The sequence below is a fragment of the Rhodobacter capsulatus genome (assembly GCF_052363185.1).
Lineage (GTDB): Bacteria > Pseudomonadota > Alphaproteobacteria > Rhodobacterales > Rhodobacteraceae > Rhodobacter > Rhodobacter capsulatus_E.
In genome coordinates, this window is the sequence record NZ_CP198955.1 from 2765742 (window position 1) to 2781892 (window position 16151).

Consider the following 16151-nt stretch of genomic DNA (forward strand, 5'->3'; position numbering starts at 1 on the left):
GCGAAAGGACAGGGGTCTAGCCGTCCGGACGCAGAAAGCGCGCCTCGAAAGCCGCGCGAGAGAGCGGCGGCGCCATCAGGAAGCCCTGCCCCATGTCGCAGCCCATCGCCGCCAGCGTCGCCGCCTCGGCCTCGGTCTCGATCCCCTCGGCCAGCGTGGTGTAATCGAAGCGCTTCGCCAGCGCGGTGATCGCCTCGACGATCAGCCGGGCATTGCGGTCCGCCTCGATGCCGCGCACGAAATGCGCGTCGATCTTCAGCATCGAGACCGGCAGCCGCGCCAGATAGGCCAGACAGGAATAGCCGGTGCCGAAATCGTCGATCGCCAGCCGCAGCCCGCGCGCCTGCAGCCGCCCAAGCGCGTCGACCGCGCCCGGCACGCGATCGGCCAGCTGATCCTCGGTCAGTTCGATCTGCAGCCCGGTGCAGTCGCAACTGCAGCCCGCACAGCCCGTCAGCGCCTCGGCCCAGTCGGGCGCGGCCAGATCGGCGGCGGTCTGGTTGATCGACATCAGCCAGTCCGCCCCCACCAGCCCCGCCTTGCGCCAGCGGCACAACGTCCGCGTCGCCTCGCCGAAGACCCAGCGATCGAGCGCCGGCATCAGCCCCGCCCGCTGCGCCACGGGCAGGAAATCGCCCGGGGTGATCAGCCCGCGGCCGGGGCGGTTCCAGCGGATCAGCGCCTCGCAGCCGCGCAGGCCCCGGTCGGCCAGACCGAAGAGCGGCTGGAAATGCAGCACCATCTCGCCGCGCTCGACCGCCCCCACCAGCGCATTGCGCAAATCAAGTTCCCGCGCCGCCTCGACCCCCATCGCCGCCTCGTAAAGCGTGACCGGGTGGCGGTTCATCTTGCCCGCATACATCGCCAGATCGGCATTGCGCAAAAGCGCGTCGCGGCTGTCGCCATGGGCGCCGTGACAGGCGATGCCCACCGTCGCCCCGGGCCGATACTGGTGCAACCCCGGCAGGTCGATCGGCGCCGCCAGCGCCTCCAGAAGCGCCAGCGCATGCAGCCGCGCCGCCTCGGCGCCGGTGTCGCCCAGAAGCAGCACGAATTCGTCGCCGCCGATCCGGGCGATGAAATGATCCGCCCCGGCGCCGATCCGCAGCCTTTGCGCCACCGCCGAGAGCAGCAGATCGCCCGTTTCATGGCCCAGCGTGTCATTGACCGCCTTGAACTGGTCAAGGTCGATGAACAGAACCGCGAAACTGCGCCCGCCACGCTCGGCCCGGGCGATCCAGCCGTCGATCCGCTCGGCCAGCAGGTTGCGGTTCGGCAGCCCGGTCAGCAGGTCGTAATTGGCCAGCCGCAGATTGTCGGCCTGGGCCTGACGCAGGGGTGTCAGGTCGGAAAACATCGCCACATGGCCCAGCACCCGCCCCGCCGCATCGGCCAGCCGGGTGATCCGGCTCCAGCAGATGATCGACTTGCCCTCGGAGGAGCGCAACGCCACCTCGCCGCGCCAGATCCCCTGCGCGCGCAAGGCGGCCTGCCAGTCGGTCCCGGCCGCCTGCGGCTCGGCCGCGCCGGTGGCCAGCACCAGCCCTTCCAGCCGCCGCCCGGTCAGCCGGGCCTGGCCAAAGCCCGCCACTTGTTCAAAGGCGGCATTGGCGCGCAGGATGCGCATCTCCGGATCGGTCAGCACGATCGCCTCCGAGGAGTGGTCGAAGACCATCTCGGCCAACTCGCGCGAGCGCAATTCCTCGGTGACGTCATGGCTGCGCGTCACCACGCCGACGATCTGGCCGAAGTCGTCGAAAAGCGGGGTCTTGTGGGTCACAAGCCGCTGCCAGCCGCCGCCCGCCCCCCCGGGGCCCGCCTGTTGCCGCGTCTGTTCCTGCGTCACCCCAGCCTGCGTCGCCCGCACCCGGGCATCAAGCTGCACCGCATGAAGCGCCTCGATCAGCGGCAGGAAGTCCTGCGGCGTGCGGCCGATCACCTCGGTCTCGCTGCGGCCGGTCGCGCGCAGGAAGGCGCTGTTGGCCAGACTCACCCGGCCCTCGGCATCGGTGACGCTGACCGGATCGGGGAAACTGTCCAGAAGCAGCCGCATCAGATCGGCGCTGGCGGGCGCGGGGTCCAGATCGGGGCGCAGCACCAGCCACCAGATCCCCGGGCTGTCGGGCTGCGGCTTGCCCGCCCGCAGCACCGAGGCCCGCGCCGCCCGGTGCCGACCCGCCCCGGCGTTGAAGACCAGCGTCAGCGCTTCGGCCGTCGCCGTCTCTCCGCCGCGCTCCAGCGCCCCGCGCAACCGGCCGATCTGCGGCCGGCTCAGCGCCCGGCGCAGCGCGGCGCCGCCATGCAGATCGAAAGCCTCGCCCAGAAACCGCCGCGCCGCCTCGTTCGAATACTGCAGCTCCAGCGCCGCATCGAGGCGCAGGATCGGCACCGGCGCCCAGCGCAAGAGCATCCGCAATTCCTCAAGATCGCCCTGCTGCCGCCCGCCTTCGTCGATCAGCTCGGCCAGCGCCGCCGCCTGTTCCACCATCCCCAGCCGCAGCCGGTTGAAGCCCAGCAGCGCCGCCTCGTCCAGACCGGCCGCGCCCAGCCGGTGTTCCAGATGCCGGAACTGCGTCTCGGTCAGGATCACCAGATCATGACCGAAACCCCCCGCCAATTCGGCCCGCTCGGGATCGGGCATCCGGGCTGATGGCGGGGCGGCTTCGCTCATGCGCTGGGCGCCCCGTCGGTCTGGCTGTGCCAGCGGGTGATCTCGATATGGCTGACCACCGCGCCGCCGCGCGCGCCATCCAGCGGCCGGGCATGCATCACGAACCAGCGCGGCTGGCCCGGCGCGTCACAGGGATATTCCATCGAGAAATGCCGCTGCTTGCCGGTCAGCACGGCGCGGATGCCCTCGACCGCGCGCTGGGCATAGCTGCTGTCGATCGCCGCCGCGCCGGTGTCGCAGCGCCCGACATAATTCGTGCCGACCCCGGTATGGGCCAGCGCCGGATCGCCATTATCGACCGCAAACCGGGTCCAGGCCGCATTCACCAGCAGAATGTCGCCATGCCCGTCGAGCACCGCCACATGTTCGGCCAGCCCGTCGATCACCGCCTGCAAGAGCTGCAGATTGCGGGTCTGGGTGATGTCGACAAAGGTCACCACCGCGCCCTGCGCCGAGGAAGAGGGCACCCGGTAAGGCAGCATCCGCACCAGATAATGCCGCCCATTGAGCCCCGAAACCTCGCGTTCGGTGCGCGACTGCCCCTGCAGCGTGCGGCGCAGATCATCCAGCAGCGCCGGATAATCCAGCCGATGCGTCAGATCGCCCAAGGGTCGGCCGATATCGACATCGCGGATGCGGAACAGCTCCGCCGCATCCGGGCTGAAGCGCGTCACCGTCAGCTCGCTGTCGACAAAGATCGTACCCATCGCCATGATCTCGGTCAGGCTGTCCAGATCGGCATTCGAGCGGTTCAGCAGGTCGATCTTTTCCTGATATTCCGCATTGAGCGAGTTCAGCTCCTCGTTGACCGACTGCAATTCCTCGTTCGCCGATTGCAGCTCCTCGTTCGAGGCCATCATCTCCTCGTTCGTGGCCTGCAATTCCTCGTTCGAGGTTTCCAGCTCCTCGATCATCGCCTGCAGGCTTTCGCGCGTCATCGCAAGTTCGGCTTCGAGCATCTCGATGCGTGCGCCGACCTCGCGGTCGATGTCGATCCCCGCCACGCCGTCATCAAGGCCCTCGTCGGGTTCGAAGGCCAGGATGTAAAGCCGCCCCTCGTCGCTGTCGCCGCCCTGCTTGACCGGCACGACGCGCAGCCGCAGCCGCGCCGGATCGGGGCCGATCACCCCTTCGGCCAGCGGGATCGAATCCGAGGCGGCTTCCTCGCCCAGCCGCGCCGATTTGAACAGCAACGCCGAGGCGACGGGCAGAAGCGGCTCGACCAGCATCCGGCCGATTTCCAGCGAGGCGGCGCCTTCGCGCATCTGCATGAACCGGCTGACCTCGCCATAGGAATGCAGGATCTCGTGGTGGCTGTTGATCAGCAGCGCGGGCGGCGGCGCATAGCTGCGCGAGAGCGTGGCAAAGCCGCGTTCGACCGCGGTCAGGGGGGTATTCTCGGCGCGCGAACGCGGCGGACGCGGGGTAACGTAAAGCCCGGCGCGGCGGTCGGTCAGCGGCGCGGCGCCCGGGCGCAGCGCCTGCCAGATCCGGTGCCGGGCGGACAGAACCGAGAAATCGTCCTGCACCTGCACCAGCGCCTCGGAGCCGCCCAGGAACAGATAGCCCCCGGTGCGCAGCGCGTAATGCATCCGGCGCAGCGCGCGTTCCTGCGCCTCGGGGCGGAAATAAATCAGCGTGTTGCGGCAGGTGACCAGATCCATCCGGGTGAAGGGCGGGTCCGACAGCAGGTTGTGGCGGGCGAAAACGATGCTTTGCCGGATTTCGGGGCGGATCGTGTATTGGCCGCCGCGGGTGGTGAAGAAGCGCTCAAGGAAGGTGCCCGGCAGATCGGCGGCGATGGTTTCGGCAAAGAACCCGGCCGCCGCGGTCTCGATGTTCATCGGCTCGACATCGGTGGCGAAGATCTTCAGCGTCGGCCAGCGCCCGGCGCGCTCGAAAGCGTCGAAAAACAGCATCGCCAGCGTATAGGCTTCCTCGCCCGTCGCGCAGCCCGCCGTCCAGACCCGCAGCGTCGCGCCCACCGCCGCCTGCGCCACCAGCGGGTCGATCACCTTTTCGGCCAGTTCCGCAAAGGAGTCGGGATCGCGGAAGAAGGACGTGACCGGGATCAGCATTTCCCGGCGCAGGCTGGCCAGCTCGCCCCGGTCATGCGTCAAAAGCTCCAGATAGGAGGTCAGGTCGGGCACCTGCCGCACGCCCATCCGCCGCTCGATCCGGCGTTGCACCGTGCCCGGCTTGTAATCAAGAAAATTGACCTCGCCCGAGAGCGAGAGGATCTCGACGATCCGGCCCAAAGCCTCGGCCGGTTCCAGCCCGTCGAACTGGCCCACGGCGATGCGGTCATCATCGGGCACCGTCGTGCCCGCCACCGCCGCGCCCTCGGCCCCGGCCAACTGGCCCAGCCGCGGGCGGCGGATCAGATAATCGGCGATCCAGGGGCCGATCCGCTCGATGCCCAGCGCGGAATCGATGAAGCCCGTCGCGATGGCCGAGCGTGGCATGCCGTCAAAGCGGGCGTCGCGCGGGTCTTGCGCGATGGCGACGCCGCCCGCGGCATGCACCGCGCCCACGCCGCGGGTGCCGTCCGAGCCGGTGCCCGACAGCACCACCGCGACCGAGCGGCTGCCATAGCCCGCCGCCATCGAGGCAAAGAACGCGTCGATCGGCAAGGACAGCACGCGCCGGTCCTTGGGCGCCAGCCGCAGATGCCGCCCCTCCAGCGTCATGATCGTGGCGGGCGGGATCAGAAAGACCGTATCGGCGGCCAGTTCCATCTCGTCCTCGACGGTGACGACCGGCATTTTCGTATGCCGCGCCAGCAGCGAGGCCATGATCGACTTGTGATCGGGCGACAGGTGCTGGATCACCACATAGGCCGCGCCGGTATCGGCGGGCAGCCCGTCGAAAAGCCGCTCAAGCGCATCAAGCCCCCCGGCCGAGGCCCCGATCGCCACCACCGCGCGGGGCTCGGGCGCGGTCGAACCCCCGGCCGCCTCGCCCGCCTGCCGTTCGCTCTCCTGCTCAGGAACGCCCATCACGATCGCCCCTTTCCGGGCCCTGCCCTTGCGTCCTCGCCGGTTCTGGCCCGTCCCCGCGGCTCTTGCGGATCGCTTGCCCAACCACCGAAATTTCCCCGATTGAGAAGCGTTTGGCCTCTCGCTGTCAACCCGTTTCGCCCGCCCGCCGACCCGCCTGCAGATCCGTCCGCAGATCCGGCCCGCCGCTCAACAAATCCGCGGCAACTGCTCACCCACCAGCATGTCCACGATGCGCGTCCCGCCAAAGGCGGTGCGCATCCGAACCTGTCCCGCGTGGTCTGCCACCGCCCGCCCGACGACGCAAGCCCCTGCGCCTTCGGGCCGCGCCCGCATCGCCGCCAGCGCCGCCGCGGCCTCGGCCTCGGGCACGAAAACGACGAGCCGCCCCTCGTTCGCCAGATAGAGCGGGTCCAGCCCCAGGATTTCGCACAGCCCCACAACCTCGGGGCGCAAGGGCAGCGCGGTTTCCTCCAGCATAAGGCCACAGCCCGCCGCCGCGGCGATCTCGTTCAGCGCCGAGGCCAGCCCGCCCCGGGTCAGATCGCGCGCCGCCCGCAACCCCGGCGCGGCGGCGATCACATCGGCCATCAGATGGCCGAGCGCGGCACAATCGCTTTCGATGTCCGATGTCAGCGCCAGATCGCCGCGCGCCGCCAGAATGGTCGCGCCGTGATCGCCCAGCACGCCATTGACAATCGCCACATCGCCGGGCCGCACCCGCCCCGCCGCGATCTCGCGCCCCGGCGGGATCACGCCCACGCCCGAGGTGGTGACGAAAACGCCATCACAGGCGCCGCGCCCGACAACCTTGGTGTCGCCGGTGACGATCCGCACGCCCGCCGCCGCCGCCTCGCGCGCCATCGTGGCGACGATCCGGCGCAAGAGCGCCACCTCGGTCCCCTCCTCGATGATGAAGGCGGCCGAGAGCCACAGGGGCCGCGCGCCGCCCACGGCCAGATCGTTCACCGTGCCGCACACCGCGATCTTGCCGATGTCGCCGCCCGGAAATTCCACCGGCGTCACCACATAGCTGTCGGTGGTGAAGGCCAGCCGCGCGCCGGGCTCGGCCAGCGCCGCCTCGGTCAGCCGCGCCTGATCCTCCATGCCGGGCGGCTGAAAGACGGATGTGAAGACCTCCTCGATCAGGTCCCGCATCGCCTTGCCGCCGCCGCCATGGGCGAGCGTCACCCGCTCATCTCTCAACGCCATGTCATCTTGCTCCAGATTTCGCGGGGGGTCCGGGGGAGATCGCATCTCCCCCGGGCAGGGGGTGCGGGGGGCGGCAGCCCCCCGCTTTGTGTCGGGGGCAAACGCCCCCGAAACCTATTCCGCCGCCCGCGCGCCCCCATATTGCCAGTAGGCCGCACAGGCCCCCCTCCGAACTCACCATCAAGGCGCCCAGAGGCATCTCCGGCGTGCAACCCTTGCCGAACTGCGGACACGAAACGGGCTTCATCCGCCCGGTCATCACCGCACCGCAAGCGCAGCCCTCGGCCTCCGCGACCTCCGCCCGCTTGCCCGCATAGCCCACGCCGAATTTCTCCTCGGCATCATGGACGCGATAGGCGGCCCGGATCCGCAGCCCCGAGGCGTCGATCTCCCCCAGCCCCCGCCATTCGAAGGACGGCCGGCGCTCATAGACATCGGCGATCGCCGCCAGCGAGACCCGGTTGCCATGCTCGGGCACGACGCGCGCATATTGGTTCTCGACCGCCGCCCGGCCTTGCGCGATCTGGCGCAGCACCATCAGCACCGATTGCAGCAGATCCGTGGGCTCGAAGCCCGCGACGACCAAGGGCTTGCCGTAGTCTTGCGCAATGAAATCATAGGGATGAATGCCGATCACCATCGACACATGCCCGGGCCCGATGAAGCCATCCAGCCGCATGTAAGGATCATCCAGCAGCGCCTTGATCGGCTCGGGCACGGTGATGTGGTTGCAAAAGACGCTGAAATTCGCCAGCCCCTCGCGCGCCGCCTGCTGGATCGCCAAGGCGGTCGAGGGCGTCGTCGTCTCGAAGCCCAGGCCAAAGAACACCACCTCGCGCCCGGGGTTGCGCCGCGCCAGTTCCAGCGCATCCAAGGGCGAATAGACCATGCGGATATCCGCCCCCGCCGCCTTGGCCTGCAAAAGGCTCAGCTTCGATCCGGGAACCCGCATCGCATCGCCGAAGGTGCAAAAGATCACCTCGGGACGCCCGGCGATCTCGATGCATTCATCGACCCGCGCGCGCGGCAGCACGCAGACCGGACAGCCCGGCCCGTGAATGAATTCGATGCCCGGGTGGATGAGCTTGTCGAGCCCGTAGCGAAAGATCGAATGCGTGTGCCCGCCGCAGATCTCCATGATATGGATGGGCTTTTCGCGCGTCGCGCCGATCTGATCGGCCAGCCGGGCGATCTCGGCCAAAGGCCCCTTGGCCAAAGCCGGGTCGCGGAATTCCGAGGCGAATTTCATCCCCGCCCCTCCAGCGCCGCAGCGCCCTCGGCCATCTGCGCCAAGGTCTCCTGCGCCTCGCCCAGATCGCGCAGGGCCTCCAGCGTGCGCGCCGCCTCCTCCTCGTCGATCAGGCTCATCGCAAAGCCCACATGGATCAGCGCCCAATGCCCCAGCAGATCCTCCAGCGGACCCTCGGCGATGCAGGCCACGTTCACCTCGCGCTTCACCCCCGACACATCGGCCAAGGCCATCATCCGACCGGCGTCGGTGATCGCCACGATCTGGCCCGGAATCCCCAGACACATCAGTCTTCCTCCTCTTCCTGCACCCGGCCCGCCGGATGGTCGATGCCGTAGCGGTCGAGCTTCGCGCGCAGGCCGACCCGGCTCAGCCCCAGTTCTGCCGCTGCCCGGCTCTTGTTCCAGCGGTTGCGGGTCAGCGTCTCGCGCAGGATCCGCATCTCGATCAGCTCGACGCGATCCTTCAGCGTGCCCTCGGCGGTCATCACCTCTTCGGCGGAGCGGTCCGCGCCGCTGTCCGAGGGCGCGGCCTGCAGGATGTGACGCGAAATCAGTTCGGCGCCGAGCACATTGTCCTGCGCGAAAATCAGCATCCGCGTGACTTCATTGTGCAATTCCCGCAGGTTACCGGGCCAGTCGTAGTTTTCCAGAAATTCAAGCGCGGCGGCATCGAAGCCAAGCGCCTGCTTGCCATGCCGCACCGCCGCCTCGGCCAGCATGGATTGCGCCAGAAGCGCGACATCGCCGCGCCGGGCGCGGAGCGGCGGCAGCGCGATTTCCCCCGCCGAGAGCGCATAATAAAGGTCCGAGCGGAACCGCCCCTCGGCCACCATCGCGCGCAGATCGGCCGCCGCCCCGGTGATCAGCCGCAGATTGGTCGAGGCGGTTTCCTGCCCGCCCAAAGGCGTGATCGCGCCATCGGCGAGCATCCGCAACAGCGCCAGCTGCAGCGCCGGGCTCGCCGCCTCGATCCCCGCCAGAAACAGCGTGCCGCGGTCGGCCTTTTGCGCCAGACCGATCTTCGCCACGCCGCCCGGCAGCACGCCGCGGCGCGCGCCGAACAGCTCGATCATCGCCAGATCCTCGGGCAGACCGGCCAGATTCAGCTCGTAAAACGGCTTGTCGGACCGCAGAGAGACGTAATGCATCGCCCGCGCCAGCTGCGCCCGGCCCGAACCGGGCTCGCCGCGCAACAGCACCGGCACGTCGAAACTGGCAAACTGCCGCGCCAGCGCAATGGCCGCATTCATCGCGGAATTGGGCGTGCGCAGGATGGTTTCAAACCCCATCCCCTCGCGAAGCGCGCGGCGCCGCTTCTCCACCCGGCTTTCCGAGGTGGAATTGAGCAAACGCATCTCGAGCGAGAGCCGCTCGTTTTCCCGCGCCAGCGTGAACATCCGCGCCGCATTGCGCGCCGAAGACAACAGTTGTTCGGGATGCCAGGGCTTGGTCAGGAACTGATGGATGCCCGCATCGTTGATCGCCGCCATCATCGAGGCGCTGTCGGTATAGCCGGTGATGATGATGCGGACGGTTTCCGGCCAGCGCTCGCGCACTTCGGTCAGGAAATCGACCCCGGTGCGGCCCGGCATGCGCTGGTCGCAGATGATGACCTGCACCCATTCCTCTTCCAGAATGGCCAGCGCCGCCTCGGCGCCCTGCGCGGTCAGAACGTCGAAATCGTCTTCCAGCGCCAGTTTCATCGCCGCCAGCGAATGCGGCTCGTCATCGACCAGAAGGATCGCGGGGGCCGTGGCGGACATCAGCGCGCTTTCCGCGCCAGACCCGCGCCGAGCCAGTCGATCCAGGCCGCCATGCCCTCGCCGGTGCGGGCCGAGACGCGCAAGACCTCGATCTTCGGGTTCACCCGGCGGATATTCGCCTCGTAAAGATCCAGATCGACGTCGCAATAGGGCGCCAGATCGACCTTGTTGAGGATCGCCAGCCCCGCCGCCGCGAACATGTCGGGGTATTTCAAGGGCTTGTCTTCGCCCTCGGTCACGGACAGGATCGCCACCTTGGCATCCTCGCCCAGATCGAAGGCGGCCGGACAGACCAGATTGCCGACGTTTTCGATGAAGAGCAGCGCGCCTTCGGGCAGCGGCAGATGCGCCAGCGCCTGTTCGACCATCGCCCCGTCCAGATGGCAGCCCTTGCCGGTATTGACCTGAATCGCCGCCGCCCCCGTCGCGCGGATGCGGTCGGCGTCATTCGTCGTCTGCTGATCGCCCTCGATCACCGCAAGGGGCTGGGCGCCCAGCATCTCGATCGTCTTCACCAGCAGCGTGGTCTTGCCCGATCCGGGCGAGGAGACGAGGTTGGTTGCAAAAATGCTCTTTTGCGCCAGTGCGGCCCGGTTGCGGGCGGCATATTGGTTGTTTTTCGACAAGATGTCGGTCTCGATCTCGATCAGCCGGGCTTGCGACATGCCGGGCACTTCGGTCCCGGCCGGGCCGTGGCCAAGATGGATGTCATGGGCGCAGGCGCCGTGGGAATGGCCGTGATCGTGCCCATGGGCATGCGGGTGATCGCTGTCGGCCTCGGCGCCGTGACCGGCCGCATGGCTATGGCTGTGCGCATGCGGATGGCTGTGGCTCGTGCCGTCGGCATGGGTGTGCCAATGACTGTGGGAATGGCTGTGGCTGCCCTGCGGCTCGGCCAGCACGGCAAAGGGGGCGGGCTTGTGCGCCGCGTCCTTGCCGGTCTTCTTCAGATGATCCTTGAACTGGTCCTCGACGCTGTGACCGCCACATCCGCATACCGTGCACATCAGAGCACCTCCAGGTCCTTTATCCGCATCTCATCGCCGCCCTGCACCAGCAGCCTTGTCCCGCCACAGTCCGGGCAGATATCCAGCCGATGTTCGATTTCGACAGTTTTTCCGCAATCAAAGCACGCTGCCTGTCCCGGAATGTCGATAATCTGCAAGCTGGCACCCTCGGCCACGGACCCGCGCAGGACCACGTCGAAGGCGAATTCCAGCGCCGCGCGCTCCACCCCCGCCAGCCGCCCGATCTCGAGCCGCACCCGCGTCACCCTTGAAAACCCGTTGGCGCGGGCGGACTCCTCGATCGCCGTGCGATTCCCCTCGACGATCGACATTTCATGCATGCGCCAGCTCCTGAACCGAGACTGCCACACAGGGGTCCAGAATGTCGATGACCAAAGCCGCCAGACCGGCCTTGGCCGCGGGCAAGCTGGCCAGCGACAGCGCCAGCGCGCCGCCCGGGGCGAGCAGGTGATCGGTGGGGGTGACGCGCGAGAGCGCGGTGACCATCCCCGCCTCGGTGCGGGCCGACAGCGCATAGGTGCCGCGCGCCGCCGCCACCAGCGCCAGCCCCGGCCGCGGCGTTTCGGCCTGCGGCGCCGTTTCGGCGATGCGGTGCAGATCAACGACACGGCCCAGCGCACGCCAGAACGGGCCCCGGCCGAACCGCGCCTCGGCCGCGTGCATCAGCGGATCATCGGCCACCCGTCCGGCGGGGGAATTTTCCTGCGCTGTCAAGGCCATCGGGTCGGTGAGCGGGGGCAGATCGGCCACCGCCTCGCCCGGGGCGAAGGCATGGCCCAGCGCCGCCAGAAGCGGCGCCACCCCCTGCCCCGAGGTCAGGAAGGGCCACAGATCCGCAGGTTTCGCGCCGCCCCAAAGCCAGTCCTGCAGTGCCTGCCCGCCCTCGGCCCAATGATCGGGCAGGGGCTGCGGCGTCAGGCCCAAGAGCCGCGGCCAGATCAGGCAGAGCTTGGCCAGATGATCGCGCAGGATCTCGCGCCGCGCGGGCGCCGCGTCCCCCGCAAGACCCAGCGCCAACCGCGCCGCCTGGCCCTGCGCCGCGCCGCACAGATTGAAAAGCCGCGGCAGCAGCGCCGCCGCCTCCGCGGGGGGCTTGCCCAGCAGCAGCGCCGCCACCGGCAAGGGATCGGGCGGGGTCACGGTGACCTCCAGCCGCGGCCCCTCGGGGCGCAGCACAATGGCCAGCGCCGCGCTCATTCCGTCTCGCCCTCACCCGCCAGACCGGCCGAGATCAGCCGCCGTCGCGTCGGTTGCGAAAGCGCCTCGGCCCGGGCGTCGCTGGCCGCTTCCTCGGCCTCGGCGGCCTCGATAGCCGCCAGTTCCGCCGCCCGCGCCGCACGGATTTCCGCCGCGCGGTCGGTCTCGGCGCGGTTTTCCGCCTTGAACAGCTCGATCATCACCGCGCGGGCCAGATCGACCGCCTGCATCTGGGTCTGGAAATCGCCCATCGTCGCGTAAAGCGAACAGGCCTTGTAGCCGCCCACCATCTCGCGCCGGTTGTGGATGAATTCATAGGTGCCCGAGGGGAAATCGACGTCTTCCTTGACCCCCGGGATCAGGCCCGACCAATCCTCGCCCTCGGCGGGGAGCACGATCAGGTTCATGAACCAGGGGCTGACCAGCACGCCCAAGCCACGGCCCGCATGGCTGCGAAAGCCCACGGCTTCGATGGACAAAGCCTTGTTCACCAAGGGCACGTCGCGCATTTTCGAATGCCAGATCTCGCGGAAATCGGCAACCAGCGCAGCCACTTGCGCGTCAATGCGGTTCTGTTCCAAAAGCGCGGGGGCGCCGGGGTCGGTTTGCACGATGAACTGCGCTTTCGGCGCATCGCAATTCGGGCAATGCCAGTCCTCGGGCAGTTTGGTGAAAGGCGTGCCGGGCAGAACCTGCCGGAAATCATCCCCCGTCGCCGGATCGTAAGGCGTCCAGCAGATCTTGCATTCCATGATCGCCAGATCGGAAATCCGGTCATTGGCGCCCAGATACGAGCCCTCGAAGCCCGCGCGTGCCGGCCCGCTCAACGAATGGCCTCCAGCACTTCGCGGATACGGCCCGCCGAATCTTCCAGATCTTCGCGCGCGGCCAAGGCCACCTCGGGCATCGTGGTCACTTCGATCGTGTCCAGGATCAGCGCATCGGTCGAATTGTAGAACTGCACCCGCCAGACATGCGGCGTCGCCGTCGCGGTGATCCGGCAGTTGCCATAGCCGCGCGAGAGGATCGTCACCGCCCCCTCGCCCAGAACGGTGTCGAGGAGCGTCAGGTCTTCTTCCGTATGCGGCAGCAGCGTCAGGTTGATCACATCAGCCGCGCCCCCCACGTAAGCCGAGGATTTGTCGAAAAGTTCCGCAATCAGCGCCGGGGCGTTCACGACGCCGTCGGACAGCGGCGGCAGCGCGGTCAGCCCCTTGCGGAAGGGCTCGAAAGCGCGGCTCAGCGCCGCGGCGGGCACCGCGCCCACCTCGATCCGGTCGACGCCCGCGCCGGCCACCGACCAGACCCCGGCAAAGACCGATTCCTGCACCATCAGCGCCGGGATGCCGCGGATCTTCATCGCGACCTCGCCCTGCCCCATGGTTTCCGCGATCAGCGCGCGGTTTTGCGCATCAAGCCCCGTCAGATCGAAGCTCGCCATGCCGCCCAGCGCGCAGGCCTCGGCCGCGGCGGCGATGTCGGAGAGCAGCTTCAGCGCCGGGGCGACGGAAGACGTATCCTCGACCTCGGGCAGATGCGCCGAATAGGTCCGCATCCCTGAGGGCAGCTGCATGTAGCCCAGTTCCTCGTCGCCTTCGGGCTGCGAGCCGGGGCCGAAACCGACGGGGGGCAGGTGGAAATTCGAGACCATGGCTCAGCCTTTCGCGGCAAGGATATGAGAGGTGCGGGCGATGTAATCATCCCAGTCGCGGATCTTCTCGATGCCGCCCAGAAAGTCGCCGTCGCGGAAAAACAGGAACGAGGGGGTTTTCAGAACCCGCGTCGTCTCGCGCAGCTCGGCCTCGATGCCGTCGCCGACCACGGCGCAGTCAAAGGCATTCTGGAAGGCCTGACGCAGTTCCGGCAGCACCACCGCGGCATCGGGGGTTTCCAGATTGCGTGCGCCGTCGCCCGGCACGAACAGGCAATGCGCCCCCGGCCGGGTGGTGAATTCGCGCAGGTCATGCGCATTGTCGAGCCGCGGCCAGCCGAAATCGGTCGTCAGCCGGGCCACCAGCGGATGGGTCTTGCCCGAGGGCGCGGCCGTGTCGGGCATGTGAAAATCGTGCATGGGAACCTCAGGCGCTGGTCTTGCCGGCGTCGAGCGCGGCTTGAAGATGGGGGGGAAGCTGGGGCGACCGGGCCTCCAGATCGGCGAAGGCATCGCCCAGATCGCCGCCCGCCATCAGCGAGCGCAGCCCGGAAAGCGCGGCAGAGATCTGCGCGGCGGCTTCGGGCGTCAGCACTTCGCGGGCGGCGCCCAGAAAGGCCAGAACCCAGTCACCGGGCCGCGCCTCGGGGGTCAGCGACAGATCGACCAGCCCCGGGCGGCCATCCTCGATCACCTCGCCGCGGATACCGTCAACGGCCAGCAATTGCACGGGAATGCCAACGCACATCAGGCGCGGACCTTGGCGTCCGAGGGGAAAAAGCGGTGATCGCCGATCCGGCAGGCTTCGTCCTCGGTGGGGCGGCCGCGTTCATAGGCGTCACGCGCCAGCGAGGGGTCGACCAGATCATTGCTGATCGTCGCGCCTTTCGTCACCTCGATCCCCCAGGCGCGCAACTCCCGCACCGCCTCGGCGATCGCATGGTCGATCTGTTCGGCCACGACGGGGCGCAAACTGCCGCCGTAATCCTCCAGCTCGACCGGCTGGCAGCCGATCAGCGTCATATGCGCGGGGCAATAGCCCATCAGCTGCGCCGTCGCGATCACATCCTGAAAGCCGGTCTGATGCAGGCTCATCTTTTTCGCGCCCATGAAGGCGGGCACGTCCTCGTCGCGCATGGTGACCAGCGTGCCGGGGGTGAAGCCGAAATCGACCGCGTCAAAGACGATCAGCGCCTCGGCTTCTTCGAGAAAGGGCAGCAGGTAAAGCCCCTGCGTGCCGCCATCCAGCAGTCGGACGCCCGCGGGCAGCGCATGGGTTTCGGCCATCCGCTCGACACAGCGCACGCCGAAGCCCTCGTCCGCCCAAAGCACGTTGCCGATGCCCAGAACAAGAACGCGGTCAGGTTTGAATGCTGGCATGGGTCCCTCCCTAGACCGCCGCTGGCAGGGGCGTTCAGCCCACATGATGACCCGGACCTCAGGCCCCGGAAAGCCGGGCAGAGAGTCGGGTTTGCGCCATTTTCGGAAACCTTGTTATCACTTAATCGTCACAATTGGAAGCATGATTTCCACCAAAAACCGGACGCAGACAGATCTGCGCCCGGTTCCGGTCTTCCACCAAGGTCACTCGATACGGTCGTCCTTGAACGTCCGGTGACCGGAGATCATCGTCGAGACCATCGACTGGCGGCTCATCACGTCTTCGCGGATCGCGGCATAGATATGGATGATCGCGAAGATCACGATCGACCACATGCCCAGATGGTGCAACGTGTGCAGCCGCTGGCTGTTCTGGACGTAGCCCAGCACCCAGCCGAAGAGGCTGTCGGTGACACCGCCCTGCCCCGCGCCTTCGGCGTAAAGCGCCCAGCCGGTCACCATCATGAAGGTGATGCCCAGCGTGATGAAGGTGAACATCGCCGCCTGCGCGAGCGGGTTGTGGCCAATGTATTTCTTCGGCTCTTCTTCCAGGAACAAATACCAGCGCAGTTCAAAGAAGAATTCCTGCCAGTAGCGCTTGTTGAAGACCGGGATGTAGAACATCTGCCAGGCGTGGCGGTTGCCCACGAAGGCCCAGTAGATGCGGCCAAAGAACCCCACCGACATCACCACCCCGGCGGCGAAATGGGCAAAGCGGATGTAGCCCATCACGAACTGGTCGGTGGCCTCGCCGATCTGCATCGAGGGCAGCGGCGAGCCGATGAAATAGCCGGTCACGATCAGGATGGTGATCGCCAGCGCATTGACCCAATGCCAGACCCGCACCGGGGCCTCATAGACATAGACGGACGTGCGCCGCCGGATGCTTTCAAGGTCTTCGCGGGTGGCGTCGCCGGTCAGTCGCGAGGCCTCGAAGATTTCATCCGGGCCACGGACGGGGGCATTGATCCTTTCGTCGGAAACTCCCTTCATGACATC

Annotated in this window: 14 protein-coding genes and 1 pseudogene; all 15 read right to left on the reverse strand. The window is 67.8% G+C overall.

Translation table 11 applies throughout. The features are described from left to right. Window positions 1–16: 16 nt before the first annotated feature. The 15 genes and pseudogenes from ACTTAG_RS13625 to cybH all read right to left on the reverse strand — a co-directional run bounded on the left by ACTTAG_RS13625 (window position 17) and on the right by cybH (window position 16145). On the reverse strand, window positions 17–2671 hold the full coding sequence (locus ACTTAG_RS13625) for a sensor domain-containing protein (RefSeq protein ID WP_444462777.1): 2655 nt from the start codon (window positions 2669–2671) through the stop codon (window positions 17–19). Then, complete coding sequence (locus ACTTAG_RS13630) at window positions 2668–5670, reverse strand: CheR family methyltransferase (protein WP_444462778.1); 3003 nt, start codon at window positions 5668–5670, stop codon at window positions 2668–2670. Before ACTTAG_RS13630 ends, ACTTAG_RS13625 begins: the two co-directional genes overlap by 4 nt. A gap of 189 nt (window positions 5671–5859) precedes the next feature. Beyond that, window positions 5860–6882: a hydrogenase expression/formation protein HypE gene (hypE, locus tag ACTTAG_RS13635; protein WP_444462779.1), complete on the reverse strand. Its 1023-nt coding sequence runs from the start codon at window positions 6880–6882 to the stop codon at window positions 5860–5862. Between the two features lie 114 nt (window positions 6883–6996). Then, window positions 6997–8131: pseudogene (gene hypD / locus ACTTAG_RS13640) on the reverse strand (hydrogenase formation protein HypD). Further along, window positions 8128–8418, reverse strand: a complete 291-nt coding sequence (gene hypC, locus ACTTAG_RS13645; protein WP_444462780.1) for a HypC/HybG/HupF family hydrogenase formation chaperone — start codon at window positions 8416–8418, stop codon at window positions 8128–8130. The pseudogene hypD and the gene hypC overlap by 4 nt, the downstream one beginning before the upstream one ends. Beyond that, entirely contained in the window at window positions 8418–9896 is a 1479-nt protein-coding gene (locus tag ACTTAG_RS13650) for a sigma-54-dependent transcriptional regulator (protein ID WP_444462781.1), read from the reverse strand. Before ACTTAG_RS13650 ends, hypC begins: the two co-directional genes overlap by 1 nt. Then, window positions 9896–10903, reverse strand: coding sequence for a hydrogenase nickel incorporation protein HypB (gene hypB / locus ACTTAG_RS13655; protein WP_444462782.1), 1008 nt, complete (start codon window positions 10901–10903; stop codon window positions 9896–9898). Before hypB ends, ACTTAG_RS13650 begins: the two co-directional genes overlap by 1 nt. Next, window positions 10903–11244, reverse strand: a complete 342-nt coding sequence (hypA, locus tag ACTTAG_RS13660; protein ID WP_444462783.1) for a hydrogenase maturation nickel metallochaperone HypA — start codon at window positions 11242–11244, stop codon at window positions 10903–10905. The genes hypB and hypA overlap by 1 nt, the downstream gene beginning before the upstream one ends. Further along, window positions 11237–12121 (reverse strand): hypothetical protein, encoded by an 885-nt coding sequence (locus tag ACTTAG_RS13665; RefSeq protein ID WP_444462784.1) that lies wholly within the window; start codon window positions 12119–12121, stop codon window positions 11237–11239. Before ACTTAG_RS13665 ends, hypA begins: the two co-directional genes overlap by 8 nt. Then, complete coding sequence (locus ACTTAG_RS13670) at window positions 12118–12873, reverse strand: [NiFe]-hydrogenase assembly chaperone HybE (RefSeq protein ID WP_444465254.1); 756 nt, start codon at window positions 12871–12873, stop codon at window positions 12118–12120. The genes ACTTAG_RS13665 and ACTTAG_RS13670 overlap by 4 nt, the downstream gene beginning before the upstream one ends. 71 nt (window positions 12874–12944) lie before the next feature. Continuing rightward, the gene (locus tag ACTTAG_RS13675; protein ID WP_444462785.1) at window positions 12945–13772 is read right to left on the reverse strand and encodes a hydrogenase expression/formation protein; all 828 of its coding nucleotides are present in this window, start codon (window positions 13770–13772) and stop codon (window positions 12945–12947) included. Between the two features lie 3 nt (window positions 13773–13775). After that, window positions 13776–14192: a hydrogenase accessory protein gene (locus ACTTAG_RS13680; protein ID WP_444462786.1), complete on the reverse strand. Its 417-nt coding sequence runs from the start codon at window positions 14190–14192 to the stop codon at window positions 13776–13778. 7 nt (window positions 14193–14199) lie between these two features. Next, window positions 14200–14520: a HypC/HybG/HupF family hydrogenase formation chaperone gene (locus ACTTAG_RS13685; protein WP_444462787.1), complete on the reverse strand. Its 321-nt coding sequence runs from the start codon at window positions 14518–14520 to the stop codon at window positions 14200–14202. After that, the gene (locus tag ACTTAG_RS13690) at window positions 14520–15152 is read right to left on the reverse strand and encodes a HyaD/HybD family hydrogenase maturation endopeptidase (protein WP_444462788.1); all 633 of its coding nucleotides are present in this window, start codon (window positions 15150–15152) and stop codon (window positions 14520–14522) included. Before ACTTAG_RS13690 ends, ACTTAG_RS13685 begins: the two co-directional genes overlap by 1 nt. Before the next feature lie 204 nt (window positions 15153–15356). Beyond that, window positions 15357–16145 (reverse strand): Ni/Fe-hydrogenase, b-type cytochrome subunit, encoded by a 789-nt coding sequence (cybH, locus tag ACTTAG_RS13695; protein WP_444462789.1) that lies wholly within the window; start codon window positions 16143–16145, stop codon window positions 15357–15359. Between the last annotated feature and the right edge of the window lie 6 nt (window positions 16146–16151).